13 protein-coding genes are annotated in these 15,102 nt (G+C 74.5%); 5 read left to right on the plus strand and 8 right to left on the minus strand.

Annotated elements, in window-relative coordinates; all coding sequences use genetic code 11:
• Window positions 1-51: 51 nt before the first annotated feature.
• Window positions 52-2,112, minus strand: coding sequence for an NPCBM/NEW2 domain-containing protein (locus ACFWZH_RS12200; RefSeq protein WP_384428427.1), 2,061 nt, complete (start codon window positions 2,110-2,112; stop codon window positions 52-54).
• Between the two features lie 610 nt (window positions 2,113-2,722).
• Here ACFWZH_RS12200 and ACFWZH_RS12205 point away from each other — a divergent pair.
• Complete coding sequence (locus ACFWZH_RS12205; protein ID WP_384428429.1) at window positions 2,723-3,757, plus strand: NUDIX domain-containing protein; 1,035 nt, start codon at window positions 2,723-2,725, stop codon at window positions 3,755-3,757.
• 109 nt (window positions 3,758-3,866) lie between these two features.
• Here the strand turns inward: ACFWZH_RS12205 and ACFWZH_RS12210 are convergent, their stop codons facing one another.
• Window positions 3,867-5,228: a dipeptidase gene (locus ACFWZH_RS12210; RefSeq protein ID WP_384428431.1), complete on the minus strand. Its 1,362-nt coding sequence runs from the start codon at window positions 5,226-5,228 to the stop codon at window positions 3,867-3,869.
• Window positions 5,229-5,407: 179 nt separating this feature from the next.
• Between ACFWZH_RS12210 and ACFWZH_RS12215 the strand changes: the two genes are divergently transcribed.
• From ACFWZH_RS12215 to ACFWZH_RS12225, 3 genes are all read left to right on the plus strand, one after another.
• Window positions 5,408-6,613 carry a geranylgeranyl reductase family protein gene (locus ACFWZH_RS12215; protein ID WP_384428433.1) on the plus strand — a complete coding sequence of 402 codons (1,206 nt, stop codon included), beginning with the start codon at window positions 5,408-5,410 and terminating at the stop codon, window positions 6,611-6,613.
• A 125-nt stretch (window positions 6,614-6,738) separates the two neighbouring features.
• Window positions 6,739-8,040, plus strand: a complete 1,302-nt coding sequence (locus ACFWZH_RS12220) for a sensor histidine kinase (protein WP_384428434.1) — start codon at window positions 6,739-6,741, stop codon at window positions 8,038-8,040.
• Window positions 8,037-8,702: a response regulator gene (locus ACFWZH_RS12225; RefSeq protein WP_384428436.1), complete on the plus strand. Its 666-nt coding sequence runs from the start codon at window positions 8,037-8,039 to the stop codon at window positions 8,700-8,702. The genes ACFWZH_RS12220 and ACFWZH_RS12225 overlap by 4 nt, the downstream gene beginning before the upstream one ends.
• A gap of 135 nt (window positions 8,703-8,837) precedes the next feature.
• On the opposite strand, the gene ACFWZH_RS12230 is transcribed toward ACFWZH_RS12225, so the two are convergent.
• Together ACFWZH_RS12230 and ACFWZH_RS12235 are read right to left on the minus strand one after the other, a co-directional pair.
• A complete protein-coding gene (locus ACFWZH_RS12230; protein WP_384428438.1) occupies window positions 8,838-9,605 on the minus strand; it encodes a maleylpyruvate isomerase family mycothiol-dependent enzyme in 768 nt (255 codons plus the stop codon).
• A gap of 107 nt (window positions 9,606-9,712) precedes the next feature.
• Entirely contained in the window at window positions 9,713-11,014 is a 1,302-nt protein-coding gene (locus ACFWZH_RS12235) for an MFS transporter (protein WP_384428440.1), read from the minus strand.
• Between the two features lie 17 nt (window positions 11,015-11,031).
• Between ACFWZH_RS12235 and ACFWZH_RS12240 the strand changes: the two genes are divergently transcribed.
• Window positions 11,032-12,252, plus strand: a complete 1,221-nt coding sequence (locus tag ACFWZH_RS12240; RefSeq protein ID WP_384428442.1) for an ROK family protein — start codon at window positions 11,032-11,034, stop codon at window positions 12,250-12,252.
• A 55-nt stretch (window positions 12,253-12,307) separates the two neighbouring features.
• Here ACFWZH_RS12240 and ACFWZH_RS12245 read toward each other — a convergent pair whose 3' ends face one another.
• From ACFWZH_RS12245 to ACFWZH_RS12260, 4 genes are all read right to left on the minus strand, one after another.
• Entirely contained in the window at window positions 12,308-13,204 is an 897-nt protein-coding gene (locus tag ACFWZH_RS12245; protein ID WP_384428589.1) for a phosphotriesterase, read from the minus strand.
• 83 nt (window positions 13,205-13,287) lie between these two features.
• On the minus strand, window positions 13,288-13,872 hold the full coding sequence (locus ACFWZH_RS12250; protein WP_384428444.1) for a DUF4865 family protein: 585 nt from the start codon (window positions 13,870-13,872) through the stop codon (window positions 13,288-13,290).
• Between the two features lie 109 nt (window positions 13,873-13,981).
• Window positions 13,982-14,380 carry a cupin domain-containing protein gene (locus ACFWZH_RS12255; RefSeq protein ID WP_384428446.1) on the minus strand — a complete coding sequence of 133 codons (399 nt, stop codon included), beginning with the start codon at window positions 14,378-14,380 and terminating at the stop codon, window positions 13,982-13,984.
• A 72-nt stretch (window positions 14,381-14,452) separates the two neighbouring features.
• On the minus strand, window positions 14,453-15,088 hold the full coding sequence (locus ACFWZH_RS12260; protein ID WP_384428448.1) for a TetR/AcrR family transcriptional regulator: 636 nt from the start codon (window positions 15,086-15,088) through the stop codon (window positions 14,453-14,455).
• Between the last annotated feature and the right edge of the window lie 14 nt (window positions 15,089-15,102).

Consider the following 15,102-nt stretch of genomic DNA (forward strand, 5'->3'; position numbering starts at 1 on the left):
GCCGGGCGGGCCCGTGGCACCCGCCCGGCGGCCGTCCGCCCGGCTCGTCCGTCAGCAGCTGAACCGGGCGTCGCCCCAGTCGGCGTGGTCGTAGTCGATCCCGTCCCCGCCGTCGGTCACGACGAGCCGGACCGACTCGGCTCCGGCGATCTGGGCGCTGAGGGCGTGCGCGGCGTCCGTGCCGGTGACGGTGCCGCTGGCGGCGACCCGCCGGCCGTCGGCCCACACCTCGAAGCCGGCCGAGCCGTGGTCGCCGGACTCGTCGTCGATGCCGACCCGGGCGCGGAAGGCGGAGCACCGGCCGCCGGTGTAGAAGCCGACCTCGGAGGCCGCGTGCACGCCGAGGCCCTTGGCGAAGCGGGTGCCGCCGATGCCGATCGGCCGGCCGTCCCCGGCGTCGCGCTCCCCGACGCTGGTGTTCCGCTCGACCGGGCCCCAGCCGTTGGCGGCACTCAGCCAGGGGAGTTCGGAGGCGTACGCGGTGCCGGACGGCGGCGGCACCACGACATGGGCGGTGCCGGGCAGGGTGGTGGTGACCCGCTCGCCGTCCGGTGAGCGGTAGTCGGCGGTGAGCGGCAGCGGGTAGGCGCCCGGTGCGGCGCCGGCCGGCGCGGTGATCCGCCAGCTGGTGGTGAGCGTCCTGCCGCCGGGCAGCGCGCGGGCCGTCGCGGGCGAGGTGGGCTCGGCCCGCCACCCGCGCGGGGCCCTGAGGGTCACGGTGAGGTTCCTGGCGGGGGTGCCGCCGAGGTTGCGGACGGTGGAGCTCAGACCGGCCGCGGTGCCGGCCTCGACCAGCGGTGTGCGGTCGGTGCCGGTCTCGACGGCCGGCGGGTGGTCGGCCCAGTGCTCGTCGGCCGCGATCCGGTAGACGGTGGTGCCGTGGGCCGGCACGGTCGCGGAGACGGTGCCCGTGGTGTGGGTGTCGCGGTGCTGCCACAGGTCGCGCAGCCGGTAGCCGGCGGCCTGGGGGAGGCCCGCGTCCCGGGCGGTGGTGGTGATCCGCCGCGGCTGATCGGTCTCGTTGAACAGCGCCACCGCGCGCTCGCCGCCCGCCAGTTCCTTCACCAGTGTCCAGCGGCCGGACTCGGACGTCAGCACGGTGGCCTGCTTGCCCAGCGGGTCCTGGTCGAGCGCGATGATGTCCTTGTTCGCCAGGATCTCGAAGGTCTCCGGGGACGCCTTGCGCAGATCGGAGCCGATCAGCAGCGGCGCGGACATCATCGACCACAGGGAGAAGTGGCTGCGGTACTCGGTGTCCGTCATCCCGCCGTTGCCGACCTCCAGCATGTCCGGGTCGTTCCAGTGCCCGGGACCGGCGGACGGCGCCAGCGGCAGGTTCCGCTTGGCGATGTCCAGCATGCTCGACCAGGAGTCGCTGATGTCGCCGGTGGTGCGCCACAGATGTCCTACGTCCGACGCCCACTCCCAGGGCTTGTTCTCGCCCCATTCGCAGATGCTGTAGACGATGGGCCGGCCGGTGGCCTTCAGCGCGTCCCGCATGGTGCGGTACCGCTGCCTGGCGTCCACGCCCTGGTTATTGCAGTTGTCGTACTTGAGGTAGTCCACGCCCCAGTCGGCGAACTGCTGCGCGTCGGACGTCTCATGCCCCAGCCCGCCGGGGAATCCGGCCTCGTTGCAGGTCTTGGTACCGGCGCTGGTGTAGATGCCGAACTTCAGGCCCTTGGCGTGCACGTAGTCGGCAACCGCCTTGATGCCGTGCGGAAAGCGCTTCGGATCCGGTACGAGCCGGCCGTCCGCGTCGCGCTCGGGCAGCGCCCAGCAGTCGTCGAGGTTGACGTACTGATAGCCGGCGTCCTTGAGGCCCTTGGTGAGGAAGAGGTCGGCGATGCCCTTGACCATGTCCTCGTCGAACTCCGCGCGGCAGTGCGTGGAGTTCCAGTTGTTGAAGCCCATCGGGGGCGTCTTGGCCAGCCCGTCGGGGAGCCGGGGTGCGGGGGCGGCGCGGGAGGCGTCGGCGGGGGCCGGGCCGGCGGGTGTACGGGCCGCGGCGGGCAGGGCGGTCACCCCTGCGGCGCAGAGCAGCGCGGCGGACAGTGCTCCGACGATTCTTCGCCGTCCTCGCCGGTGGATGGTGCGGATATGAACGCGCATGGGTCGCGTCCTCCGTCTTCGCGAGAGATGTGGTGGAAGCGTGTACCTGTCACTGGCGAGTGATTACGGTAGGCCTTGTTGGAGTCTGTTGGAAGAGGGGTGCGGGTGGTTCCTTCTTCGCCTGCCAAAACCCTTGGCTGGCGCGGCTGTTCGGAGTGGAGCTCCCGCGCTCGCGTTCGGTTCTGTTTGTTTTCACTCGTCGAAGGCGGGAGCATGTCCCGGTCGGCGTTCAGAGGCCCAACTGCCCACGGGGAAGAGGCGGGACGTCGGATGTCCCGCCGGACGCTGCGACCGCGCGGTGCGCCGCCGTCATATGCGGCCTGCTGTCCGCCGACGGGGTGCGGGCACCCGCTGTGCGGGTGAGGGTTTCGGTACAGGAGGGGCTGGGGAGCGCTTGTTTGCCGGGGCGTCGCGGCGGGGGATACGAGACCGGCATCCTCCTCACGACGTATGTCTCCACCGGCGCGTCCATGGGTACGCGAAGTCTCCCTGGCCGGGCAGGTGGTCGCATGCACAACGTTCCCGGCCGCCTGTGCGGCCCGTGGTCCCGAGCGTTTCCGTGGCAGGGTGTTGCGGGCAACTCACCTGGGTCTAGGGAAGAGGGGAAACCGTGATCGTCTGGCTGAACGGCACGTTCGGTGCGGGCAAGACCACTGCGGCTCATGAACTGCTCGACCTGCTTCCCGGAAGCACGCTCTACGACCCCGAACTCCTCGGCAGCGGGCTGCGGTTGATGCTGCCGGCCAAGCGGTTCGAGGAGGTCGACGACTACCAGGACCTGCCGGCCTGGCGGCGGATGGTCGCGGACACCGCCGCCGCGCTGCTCACCGAGGTGCCGGGCCCGCTGGTGACGCCGATGACGCTGCTGCGCCAGGAGTACCGCGACGAGATCTTCGGCTCCCTCGCCGCCCGCCGGATACCCGTGCGGCATGTTCTGCTGCATGCGGAGGAAACGATCCTGCGGGCGCGGATAGCGCACCGCGAGGAGACGCCGGGCGACGACGGGGCCAACGCCTCGATCCGCCGCTGGAGCCTGGCGCACCTGGAGCCGTACGCCGAGGCGCTGCCGTGGCTCACGGATGACGCGCATGTCGTCGACACCACCCGGCTCACGCCCCGGCAGACCGCCGAGCGGGTCGCCGAGGCCGTCCGCGCCGGCGCCGGCGCCTGCGACATCGTGCAGACACCCGAACCGACCGCCGAGACGCTCGCGGCCGGCGTCCTGCTCTTCGACGACCAGGACCGGGTGCTGCTGGTCGACCCCACCTACAAGGCCGGCTGGGAGTTCCCCGGCGGCGTCGTGGAGCGCGGCGAGGCGCCGGCCCACGCCGGTGTACGCGAGGTCGCCGAGGAACTGGGCATCGAACTGCCGCACCCGCCCCGGCTGCTGGTGCTGGACTGGGAGGCCCCCAAACCGCCCGGCTTCGGCGGCCTGCGCCTGCTCTACGACGGCGGCACCCTGACCGAGGAGCGGATCGGCAAGCTGCTGCTGCCCGGCGCCGAACTGCGCGACTGGCGCTTCGTCACCGAGGCCGAGGCCGAGCAACTGCTGCCCCCGGTGCGCTGGAACCGCCTGCGCTGGGCACTGCGCGCCCGGGAACGGGGCTGTCCGCTCCACCTGGAGGCCGGCGTCCCCGTCGGCTGACGCGCCGGCCGGGGAGGGGCGCCGCGCCCGGAGGGATTCCGGCCGCGGCGCCCGGTCCGCTTCTCGCACACCTCAGGAGCCGGCCCTCAGCCGTCCGCTGTACGGGAGGTCAGGCCCGGCTGTCCGCGTACCGCTGCAGGAACAGCGCCTCCCCCAGCGAGAGCCGCTCCAGCTCCTCGGGCGAGACGCTCTCGTTGACCGCGTGGATCTGCGCCTCGGGCTCGCTCAGGCCGATCAGCAGGATCTCCGCGTCCGGGTAGAGCCCGGCCAGGGTGTTGCACAGCGGGATCGAGCCGCCCATACCGGACGTCTGCATCTCCTCGCCGTCGTAGGCCTCCCGCAGCGCCGCCGCCATCGACGCATACGCCGGGCTGCCGGTGTCCGCGCGGAACGGCTGCCCCTGCCCGATCTGCTCGACCGAGACCCGCGCGCCCCACGGCGCGGCGCCCTCCAGATGCGCGGCCAGCAGCTTCGTCGCCGCCGCGGCGTCCGTGCCCGGCGGCACCCGCAGACTCACCAGCGCCCGGGCGCCCGCCTGTACGGACGGGGTGGCGCCGACGACCGGCGGGCAGTCGATGCCCAGCACCGTGACGGCCGGCCGGGCCCAGATCCGGTCCGCGACCGTGCCGCTCCCGATCAGCTCGACGCCGTCCAGCACCCTGGCGTCCTTGCGGAAGTCCTCCTCCGGGTACTGCAGTCCCTCCCACGCGGCGTCCGAGGCCAGCCCCTGCACCGTCGTCGAGCCGTCCTCCGCGCGCAGCGAGTCCAGGATCCGGATCAGCGCCGCCAGCGCGTCGGGGGCCGCGCCGCCGAACTGGCCGGAGTGCAGATTGCCCTCCAGGGTGTCGACCTGGACGCGTACCAGCGTCATCCCGCGCAGCGTCGCGGTCACCGTCGGCAGCCCGACCCGGAAGTTGCCGGCGTCACCGATGACGATGGCGTCGGCGGCCAGCAGCTCCGGGTGCGCCTCGGCGTACCGCTCCAGACCGCCGGTGCCCTGCTCCTCCGAACCCTCCACGATCACCTTGACGTTGACCGGGACGCCGCCGTGCTCCTTCAGCGCGCGCAGCGCCGTCAGATGCATGACCAGGCCGCCCTTGCAGTCCGCCGCGCCGCGCCCGTACCAGCGGCCGTCGCGCTCGGTCAGCTCGAACGGCGGGGAGAGCCAGGCGGCCTCGTCCAGCGGCGGCTGCACGTCGTAGTGCGCGTACAGCAGCACCGTCGGGGCGCCGGCCGGGCCGGGCAGGAAGCCGTACACGGAACGGGTGCCGTCCGGGGTGTCCAGCAGCGCCACGTCCTGGAACCCGTCCGCCCGCAGCGCGCCGGCGACCCAGTCGGCGGCCGCCTCGCACTCGCTCGGGGGGAACTGGTCCGGATCGGCGACCGACTTGAAGGCCACCAACTCGGCCAGCTCGGTCCTGGCGCGGGGCTGCAGCGCGGCGACGGTCTGCGCGAGCGGGCTGTCAGACATGGAACGCTCCTTGTGGGCGCGGCGTTGTCGGTACGGGCCGTCCGGGCCTCGTGAGCCGGACGGGCCGGATGTACGGGCATGGGTGCCACCGATCTTCCCACAGGGCCTTCGCGCGAAGAGCGGCCCGTAGGATGCGGGCGGTACGCGCAGCCAGGCATCGAACGGGAGCAGAAGCACAGGTGAGCAGCGAGCGGGCAGCGGAGGACAACCAGCAGGTGTGGGACGTCGTGGTGGTGGGCGCGGGGCCGGCGGGCGCCTCGGCCGCGCATGCCGCGGCCTGTACGGGACGCCGGGTGCTGCTCCTGGAGAAGGCACCACTGCCCCGCTACAAGACCTGCGGCGGCGGCATCATCGGCCCCTCGCGGGACTCCCTCCCGCCCGGCTTCGAACTGCCGCTGCGCGACCGGGTGCATGCGGTGACGTTCTCGCTGAACGGGCGGCTCACCCGCACCCGCCGCTCCAAGAACATGCTGTTCGGCCTGATCAACCGGCCCGAGTTCGACGCCCGGCTGGTGGAGTCGGCCAAGGACGCGGGCGCGACGGTCCGTACCGGCGTCACGGTCTCGCGGGTCGAGCAGCACGGGGCCGAGGTGCCCGACCGGCGCACCGTCGCGGTGGTGCTGGGCGACGGAGAGGTGGTGCTGGCGCGGGCGGTGGTCGGCGCGGACGGCAGCGCGGGCCGGATAGGGGCCCACGTCGGGGTCAAGCTCGACCAGGTCGACCTGGGGCTGGAGGCGGAGATCCCGGTGCCCGAGCCGGTCGCCGAGGACTGGGCGGGCCGGGTGCTCATCGACTGGGGCCCGATCCCGGGCAGCTACGGCTGGGTCTTCCCCAAGGGCGACACCCTCACCGTCGGCGTCATCTCCGCCCGCGGCGAGGGCGCGGCGACCAAGCGCTATCTGGACGACTTCATCGGCCGGCTGGGCCTGGCCGGCTTCGAACCGAGCATCTCGTCCGGGCATCTGACGCGCTGCCGCGCCGACGACTCGCCGCTGTCCCGCGGCCGGGTGCTGGTGTGCGGCGACGCGGCCGGGCTGCTGGAGCCGTGGACGCGGGAGGGCATCTCCTTCGCGCTGCGCTCTGGCCGGCTCGCGGGGGAGTGGGCGGTGCGCGTCTCCGAGGCGCACGACGCGGTCGACGCCCGCCGTCAGGCCCTCAACTACGCCTTCGCGATCAAGGCGGGCCTCGGTGTGGAGATGGGCGTGGGCCGGCGGCTGCTCACGGTCTTCTCCCGCCGCCCCGGGCTGGTGCACGCCGCGGTCACGAGCTTCCGGCCGGCCTGGCACGCCTTCGCCAAGATCACCCGTGGTACGACCACGCTCGCCGAGATCGTGCGCACCCACTCGGTGGCGCGACGGGCGCTGGAGTCCCTGGACCGGCGCTGAGGGTCCGGGCGGTGCGGTGACCGGCAGCCGGCGGCCGCGCCCCGCTCCCGTACTCCCGCGGGAGTACGCCGGATCACCGCGCCCGGCTGACGCCGCCGCGTCCCGTCGCGGTCTAGCGTGACGGCATGGAGAACACACGGCCGCCGTGGGCGCGGCGCTGCCTCGGCCCGGTGTGGGAGCGGTGGCTGTCGGTCCCGTCCGACACCCCGCGCGGCCGGTGGGCCGCCCGGCTGCCCTGGCTCTCGACGCTCGCGGTGACGGTCGTGGTCATGGTCGGCTCGGGCTTCGCCGGGCGCGGTCAGCCGGACCGCGTCGCGCTGGACCCCTTCGGCCGCGCCCTCCTGGCCGTCAGCGCGGCCCAGCTGCTCTTCCGGCACCGCTGTCCGCGCACCGTCGCGCTCGGCACCGCCGCGACCAGCGCCGCCTACCTCGCGGCCGGCTATCCCTACGGACCGGTCTTCCTCCCCCTCGCCCTGGGCGCGTTCGCGGCGATCGTCGCCGGGCACCGCAAGGTCGCCTGGTGCGCGCTGGGCGGGGTGTGGGTCACCCATCTCCTGGTCGCGCACTGGCTCTACCGCGTGCTGCCGCCCCCGCACGACGGGCCCGCCCCCTGGGGCCAGGAACTGTTCGTGACCGCCTGGGCGGTGGCGGTGGTGGCGCTCTCCGAACTCGTGCGGGTGCGCCGCCAGCAGATCGCCGAGGCGCGTGCCGAGCGGGCCGCGGCCGAACGCCGCCGGGCCGACGAGGAGCGGCTGCGGATCGCCCGCGAGCTGCACGACGTCCTCGCGCACAGCATCTCCGTCATCAACGTCCAGGCGGGCGTGGGGCTGGCGCTGCTGGACAGCGACCCGGAGCAGGCGCGTACGGCGCTGACCACCATCAAGGCCGCGAGCAAGGAGGCGCTCGGCGAGGTCCGCCAGGTCCTCGACGCGCTGCGCACCCCGGGTGACGCCCCGCGTGCGCCCGCCCCGGGCCTGGACCGGCTGCCCGAACTCACCGCACAGGCCGAGCGCGCCGGCCTGACGGTGCACCTCACCACCGAGGGCACCCCCGCCGTCCTTACGCCCGGCACCGACCTCGCCGCCTTCCGCATCGTCCAGGAAGCCCTCACCAACACCGTGCGCCACTCCGGTTCGCGTACCGCGCGGGTGCTGCTCCACCACGCTCCCGGGGCACTGGAGATCCGGGTCGACGACGACGGCCCGGCCACCGGCGGCCCGCACCCGGCCGGCGGCGGCAACGGCCTGGTCGGGATGCGGGAGCGGGCCGCGGCGCTGGGCGGCACCGTCGAGGCGGGCCCGCGCCCGGACGGCGGCTTCCGCGTCCTCGCCCGCATCCCGCTGGGGAAGGGGAAGCCGACCGGCAGGGGTCAAGCCCCGGACACGGATACGGTGAACCGGACCGCCGCCACCGAGGAGGAGTCGTGATCCGGGTACTGCTCGCCGACGACCAACTGCTGGTCCGGGCCGGTTTCAAGGTCCTGCTGGACGCGCAGCCGGACATCGAGGTGGTCGCCGAGGCCGGGGACGGGCAGCAGGCGGTCGAAGCGGTGCGCGCGCACCGCCCGGACGTCGCCTTGATGGACATCCGCATGCCGGTGCTCGACGGCCTGGTCGCCACCCGCCGGATCACCGAGGACCCGCGACTGCCCGACGTGAAGGTCGTCATGCTGACCACCTTCGAGCTGGACGAGTACGTCTTCGAGGCGATCCGCTCCGGGGCCTCCGGCTTCCTGGTCAAGGACACCGAGCCGGAAGAGCTCGTACGGGCCGTGCGGGCGGTCGTCGCCGGCGACGCGCTGCTCTCGCCCGGCGTCACCCGCCGTCTGATCGCCGAGTTCGCGGCCCGCTCCAAGGAACCCGCCGCGGCCGGCGCCCTGTCCGCACTCACCGACCGGGAGCGCGAGGTGATGGCCCTGGTCGGCATCGGCCTGACCAACGAGGAGATCGCCCGCCGTCTGGTCGTCAGCCCGCTCACCGCGAAGACGCACGTCAGCCGCACCATGATCAAACTGGGCGCCCGCGACCGCGCCCAACTCGTCGTCCTGGCCTATGAGTCGGGGCTGGTCCGACCGGGCTGGCTGGGCTGACCCGGCTGGCTGGACTGACCCCACGCGAGGTCTCCGACACCGGGGCGGGCACCCGGCCGCCCCGACCGGTGCCGCGGCCGTCCCGACCGGTGCCGCGGCCGCCGCGGCACCGGGTCGGTGAACAGTGCCCCCGCCTCAAACGCCCCCGTGCTCCCGCCAGAGCTCGACGAGGGCCTTGTCGCCGGTGATCGTCAGGGTGTCCCCGGGGAGGCGGTTCCACAGGGTCAGGTACAGCTCCTCGGCCGGGCCCTCGATGGTGCAGTCGGCGGGCTGCGCGGGCTGCGGTCCGTCCGCGACCGCGTCGGCCGGGGTACGCACCACGCGCGGGCGCGCCTCGGAGAGGTGGACGGTCCAGTCGGCGCCGGGGGCGTCGCCGGCGCGCACCCGCAGCGTCCGCGGAAGGTCCGTACGGAGCCGGCTGCGGTCGAGGGAGTGAACGCCCGTCAGGAGTTCGTCGACGCCGTCGGCGGCGAAGGCGGCGGGGAGGGGGGTGAGGGCGGCGCCGAGCGCCTGCTGGGCGTCGACGCGGTGCACCGACGTCTCGTGTGCCTGGCGGCGGGCCCAGAACGCGAGCGGGGACGCCGCGGGCCACATCGACCAGGCCGCCAGGTCCCGCGGGGCGTTGTGCAGGGCGAGGACGAGGTGGTGGTGGCCCTCGCGCAGCCAGCCCACCAGTTCGTCGTCGGACAGCTCCGGCGCCTCGGCGGGACGGCCGGGCTGCTGCACTCCCTGCGTCACGATCTGCGCCGCCCAGCGGTGGACCCGCCCGACGTGGCGGACCAGATCCCGCATCCGCCAGTCGGGACACGCCGGGATCGAGGCGTCCGGCCCGGCCTCCTCGGCGGCGTCGGCGAGCAGGCCCCCGTCCAGTCGGAGCGTTTCGACGAACTCAGTGATCTCCATGCCCCGAGTGTGCCAGCCGCCACTGACAGCCGACCTTCGCGGGGCGGGGCGCCCCGCCCGGGGGCCCGGGGCTCAGGGCCTGTCCGACCCCGCCCCTCGGACACCCCCTAGGGGCGACCGGTGTGGTGCGCGCCGCGGGTCGCATACGCGATCGCGGCCGCCACCGCGGCGAGCAGGGCGAGTGTCGTCAGCGCGACGGGCAGGGTGAACGCCTCGGCGAGGAACCCGATGGCGGGCGGGCCGAGCAGCATCCCGCCGTAGCCGACCGTGGACGCCACGGCGACGCCGTCCGCCCCGCCGGCCTCGCCGGCCCGGGCGATGGCGATCGGGAAGATGTTGGCGAGCCCGAGACCCGCGACGGCGAAGCCGAGGCACGCCGACCAGGCGGTGGGGGCGAGCGCGCCGAGCAGCAGGCCCGCGGTCGCCGTCGTCCCGCCCGCGATCAGCGACCGGGCGGCACCGAAGCGCTGCACCATCGCGGTCCCGGACAGCCGTCCGACGGTCATCGCCAGCGCGAACACCGCGTATCCGGCGGCGGCCGTACCCGGACCGGCGGCCAGATCCTGCGAGAGGTGCAACGCGCCCCAGTCGGCCATCGCCCCCTCGCCGTACGCGGTGCACAGGGCGATCAGACCGAAGACGAGGACCAGGCGGCCCGGACGGCGCCCCCGGTCCGCGCGGGTGGCCCCGGCGCGGTCCGCTGCCGCCGGCATCCGCTCGGGCACGACGGGAGCGGGGTGCCGGTGCAGCGAGCGCCCCGCAACGGCCGTCGCCAGCAGGCCGATCGCGGCGAGCAGCGACAGATGGACGAGGGGGGAGAGGTGGCCCGCGAGCAGCCCGCCGAGCCCGGCGCCCAGCATGCCGCCGAGGCTGAAGGCGGCGTGGAAGCTCGGCATCACCGGGCGCCGCAGGGCGGCGATCAGGTCGACGGCGGCGCTGTTCATCGCGACGTTGAGGGAGCCGTAGGCGGCGCCGAAGACCAGCAGGACCAGTCCCAGCGCGGTCGCCGAGTGGGTGAGCGGCGGCAGCACGATGCTCAGTGCGAGGGCGGCCGCGGAGGCGGTCGTCACGGCGTGGCTGCCGAAGCGCCGGCACAGCCGCCCGGTGATCAGCATGAAGGCGACCGCGCCCGCCGACACGCCGAGCAGTGCGAGCCCGAGCGCGCCCGCGCCGGCTCCGGTCTGCGCCTTGATGGCCGGGATGCGCACGACCCATCCGGCGAAGAGGAAGCCGTCCATGGCGAAGAACGCGGTGAGGGCGATGCGCAGGCGGGTCAGTTCGGGGAGGTCGGGAAGCTGGAGGAGGGGGAGGAGGCGTCGGCGGGGGCGGTGGGATCGGGGGTGTCGATCGGTCGCTGGGGAGCTCTGGTCCCGGGTGAGGACCCTCCGTGTTTTGTTTAGCGTCGGCACAAAGTCAGAATAGGGGTGTGACCCAGACTCGGACAACCAGATTGGAGCGGGGCCGTGGCGCCCTCGGACCCGCACTGGAGCTCGTACACACCGGACGCGCGCCCACGCGCGCCGTCCTGACCTCCGAACTCGGCGTGACCCGCGCGACCGCGGGCGCGGTGGCCGCCGAGCTCGAAGCCCTCGGCCTGATCACCGTCGACTCCCGGCCGACCGCCTCGGCCGGCTCCCAAGGGCGCCCCTCCCACCGGCTCTTCGTGAACGACAACGGCCCCGTCGTACTCGCCGCGCAGATCCACGCCGACGGGTTCCGGGTCGCGTTGGTCGGCCTGGGGGGCCGCATCGTGGCGACCTCGGCCGGCTGCGGCACCATCCCCGCCGATCCGGCCCACGTCCTCGCCGACGTCGTCGCCGCCGGCGCGGACCTGCTGCGCGAGACCGGCCGGCGCTGCCTGGGAGCCGGCCTCGCGGTGCCCTCCGCGGTCGCGGAACCGGACGGCGAGGCGCTCAACCCGCTGCACCTCGCCTGGCCTTCCGGCGCCCCCGTACGCGAACTCTTCCTGCGCTCGCTCACCGAGGCCGCCATCCCGGGCGTGACCGAGACGATCGGCTTCACCGGCAACGACGTCAACCTCATGGCGCTCGCCGAACACCGCCACGGCGCCGGCCGGGGCGCCCGCGATCTGCTCTGCGTGGCCTCCGGGCACCGGGGCGTCGGCGGCGCGCTGGTGCTCGACGGCCGGCTGCACAGCGGGAGTTCGGGCCTGGCGCTGGAGGTCGGCCATCTGACCGTCAACCCCGAGGGGGCGCCCTGCCACTGCGGCAGCCGCGGCTGCCTGGACGTCGAGGCGGATCCGCTCGCCTTCCTCGTCGCGGCCGGCCGCGAACCGGGCCCGGAGGTCTCGCTGCTCCAGCAGGCCGCCGAGCTGCTCAGGGACGCGTACACCGACCCGGGCGTACGGGCCGCGGCCGACCTCCTCATCGACCGCCTCGGGCTCGGCATCGCCGGGCTCGTCAACATCCTCAACCCCGACCGCGTCATCCTCGGCGGGCTGCACCGCGCCCTGCTGGAGGCCGACCCGGAGCGGCTGCGCGCGGTGGTCGCCGACCGCAGCCTGTGGGGGCGCAGCGGCGGGATTCCGATCCTGCCGTGCAGCCTGGACTACAACAGCCTGGTGGGCGCGGCGGAGCTGGCCTGGCAGCCGGTACTGGACGATCCGCTGGCCGTGGTCGAGCGGTAGCCCGTCGGGCGCGTCCGGGCGGTGGCCCGCCGGCCGTGGTCGCGCGGTGGACCTGTCAGCCGCCACCGCCCGTGCCTGCCCACCTGGCGGCGAAGGCGCGGGCCGGGTTGGTGGTCAGGAAGCGCGTCACCAGGTCCTTGCCCAGGGTCAGTTCGAGCCGCTCCCGTTGGCGGCGCAGCAGATGCGGCATACCCGGGCCGCCGTCGACCGACCTGGCGCCGGCCGTCGTGGTGTCGCCGCCGAGCAGGATCCGGTCCCCGAAGCCCGCGTCGGCGAGTGCGGCCAGCGCCTCCGGCAGCCGCCAGTCGGTCGCGTGATGCGCGCGCGAGGGGCCGTCGAAGGCCAGGTACGCCCCCGCCTCGGCGGCGGCCCGGTGGACCACGGGATCCGGTGAGCGGTTGAGATGGCCGAGGACCACCCGGTCCGGCGGGACCGCCAACTCCCCGCAGAGCAGGTCCAGTACGTCCGGCGCGCCGGTGCCCAGCTCCAGGTGGACACCGATCGCCGCGCCGGTCGCGTGCTGGGCCTCGGCGGCCGCGGCCATGGTGTACCGGGTGTGCCGGTCCAGACCGTGGAAGCCGCCGGCCACCTTGATCATCCCGGCCCGCGGGCCGCCCTCGCCGATCCCTTCGGACAGCTCGGCGACGAACAGCCCGGCCAGATCCGGACGGATCCGGTCCAGCAGCTCGGGGGCGTAGTGCGCCGCCTGGTGCAGCCCGGTGGCGGCGACGATCCGCACTCCCGACTCCCTTGCCAGACGCGGGAGTTCGGCCGCGCCCCGGCCCATGCCGTACGGCGTCCACTGGATCACCGCCGCCCCGCCGGCCGAGCGGAAGGCGCTCAGCTCGGCGGCCGCGGCCGCCGCGTCGGCCAGTTCCTGGCCGGGGAGCAGGGGGCTGCGCAGGAAGAGATGGTCGTGTGCGTCGCAGACGCCGAGGTCGGCGGGCGCGATATCGCCGAGGACGGTGCGGACGGCGGGAGCGGGGCGGGCGGAGGCGAGGGCGGGGGCGGCGGGGGCCGCCGCGGGGTGCGGGGTCACCACTGCGGCCCCGCACCCAGCCGGCCGGTGCCCGGAGCGGACAGATGCAGCACCTCGTAGCGGTCGCCCGCGGCCCGGGGGGCGGCGTCCGCCCAGAGGGTGAAGTGGACCAGCTCCCAGCGGCGCGGATCGAGAGCCAGTGCGGTGGTGTGCACCGCCTCCACCGTGGCCAGCTCCTCGTGCGCGGCCACCGCCTGGTCGGTGACGGCGGCCACGTCGGCGTGCTCGTCGAGCGTCTCCGTCCGGCGGGTGAAGGCGCGCGGGGTCGTCCCGGCGGCCGGGCCCGGCCGGTGGAACAGCCCCTGCCAGTGCTGGACCGTCGGCCGCCCGAAGTCGCGGACCACACCGCGGAATCCGTCGCCGAGGAGGAAGCGGTTCATGGCCTGCGGATCGGCCCAGAGGTAGAACGGCGCGTACTGGTTGACGGGCGAGCCGTCGACGCCGCGCTCGCGGATTCCGTAGGCCTTGAGGCCGAGCCCCTCGAAGTCGTCGAGGAGGTGGCCCTTGGACCTCACCCGGTTCCGGATGATCCGCATGTCGTAGTCGGCGGGCAGGGTGATCGCGTACTGCATGGCGTGCATGAGGAGGCTCCGTGCGGGTGCGGGTGCGGGTGCGGGTGCGGGGTCGGGAGGAGGGGCGGCGAGGCCGGTGGTGTGCCGGGGGCCGCGGTCGCGGGTGCGCGGCGGGCCGTCACCCGCCCGGGTACTCCCGCTCGCCGACCCGCTCCGCCCACTCGGTGGTGGTGCCGTCGTCGGCGGCCTCGACGGTCGCCAGGTGCGTCATGAAGGTGTCCGGAGCCGCGCCGTGCCAATGCCGTTCGCCCGGCGCGATCCAGACGGTGTCCCCGGCGCGGATCGGCTCGACGGGGCCGCCCGCGCGCTGCACCAGACCGGCGCCCTCGGTGACGTGCAGGACCTGGCCGTGCGGGTGGGTGTGCCAGGCGGTGTGGGCGCCGGGCGCGAAGTGCACGCTGAACATGCGCAGGCGGGAGGGCGCGGGCGGGGCGGCGATCTCTTCGAGCCAGACGGTCCCGGTGAACTGCGCGGCGGGCCCCGGCCTGCTGGCGGGCCGATGTCGGGTGATCTCCATGGCGGGTGCACTCCTTCACGGGTGACGGGTGACGGGTTACCGGTTGCTGGTCGTTCGTGACGGGGTATCGGGTTACGGGCCGTCGGACCGCGGGCCCGGGGGAGAGGGGCGGACGACCTGTGCGGCGAGCAGCGCCAGCACGCCCTCCACGGCCGCGTCGAACGGCGCCGTGTCATCCGCCGCGCGGGCCAGCACATAGCCGCCCTGGACCACGGCCGCGACGGTGGCGGCGGTGGCGGCCGGATCCAGCCCCGCGGCCAGCTCGCCGCGCCGCTGCCCGTCGGCCAGGACCTCGGCGAGCCGGCCCCGGAGCCAGTCGAACATCTCGTCCAGCGGCGCCCGCAGCTCGGGGCTCTGCACCACGTCGCGGTCCTGCGTCATCCGGCCGATCGGGCAGCCGCGCAGCACCTGCCGCTCGCGCAGCAGGTAGGCCCCGACCCGCTCGTACGCCGTACCGGGGGCGGTCAGGCACTCCTGGGCCGTCTCCTTCATGCCCTCCGCGGTGCGCCGGATCGCCGCCAGTGCGAGGTCGGACTTGCCGGAGAAGTGGTGGTACATGCTGCCCTGGCCCACGCCCGCGCGCTCCAGGATCGCTTTGGGGCTGGTGCCGACGTACCCCCGCTCCCAGAGGAGTTCCTGGGTGCTCCGCACCAGCCGCTCCTGAGTGCTGAGCCGCTCCTGAGAGCCGGGTCGTTCCTGAGTGCTCATGAAGGCACTGTACA

Source organism: Streptomyces sp. NPDC059008 (assembly GCF_042749045.1).
Classification (GTDB): Bacteria; Actinomycetota; Actinomycetes; order Streptomycetales; family Streptomycetaceae; genus Streptomyces.

What these genes read in the sequence shown, in the direction of transcription:
- ACFWZH_RS12200 (WP_384428427.1), bottom strand. Translation starts at nt 2,112, where the DNA reads ATGCGCGTTCATATCCGCACCATCCACCGGCGAGGACGGCGAAGAATC.
- ACFWZH_RS12210 (WP_384428431.1), bottom strand. Translation starts at nt 5,228, where the DNA reads ATGTCTGACAGCCCGCTCGCGCAGACCGTCGCCGCGCTGCAGCCCCGC.
- ACFWZH_RS12220 (WP_384428434.1), top strand. Translation starts at nt 6,739, where the DNA reads ATGGAGAACACACGGCCGCCGTGGGCGCGGCGCTGCCTCGGCCCGGTG.
- ACFWZH_RS12230 (WP_384428438.1), bottom strand. Translation starts at nt 9,605, where the DNA reads ATGGAGATCACTGAGTTCGTCGAAACGCTCCGACTGGACGGGGGCCTG.
- ACFWZH_RS12250 (WP_384428444.1), bottom strand. Translation starts at nt 13,872, where the DNA reads ATGCACGCCATGCAGTACGCGATCACCCTGCCCGCCGACTACGACATG.
- ACFWZH_RS12255 (WP_384428446.1), bottom strand. Translation starts at nt 14,380, where the DNA reads ATGGAGATCACCCGACATCGGCCCGCCAGCAGGCCGGGGCCCGCCGCG.
- ACFWZH_RS12260 (WP_384428448.1), bottom strand. Translation starts at nt 15,088, where the DNA reads ATGAGCACTCAGGAACGACCCGGCTCTCAGGAGCGGCTCAGCACTCAG.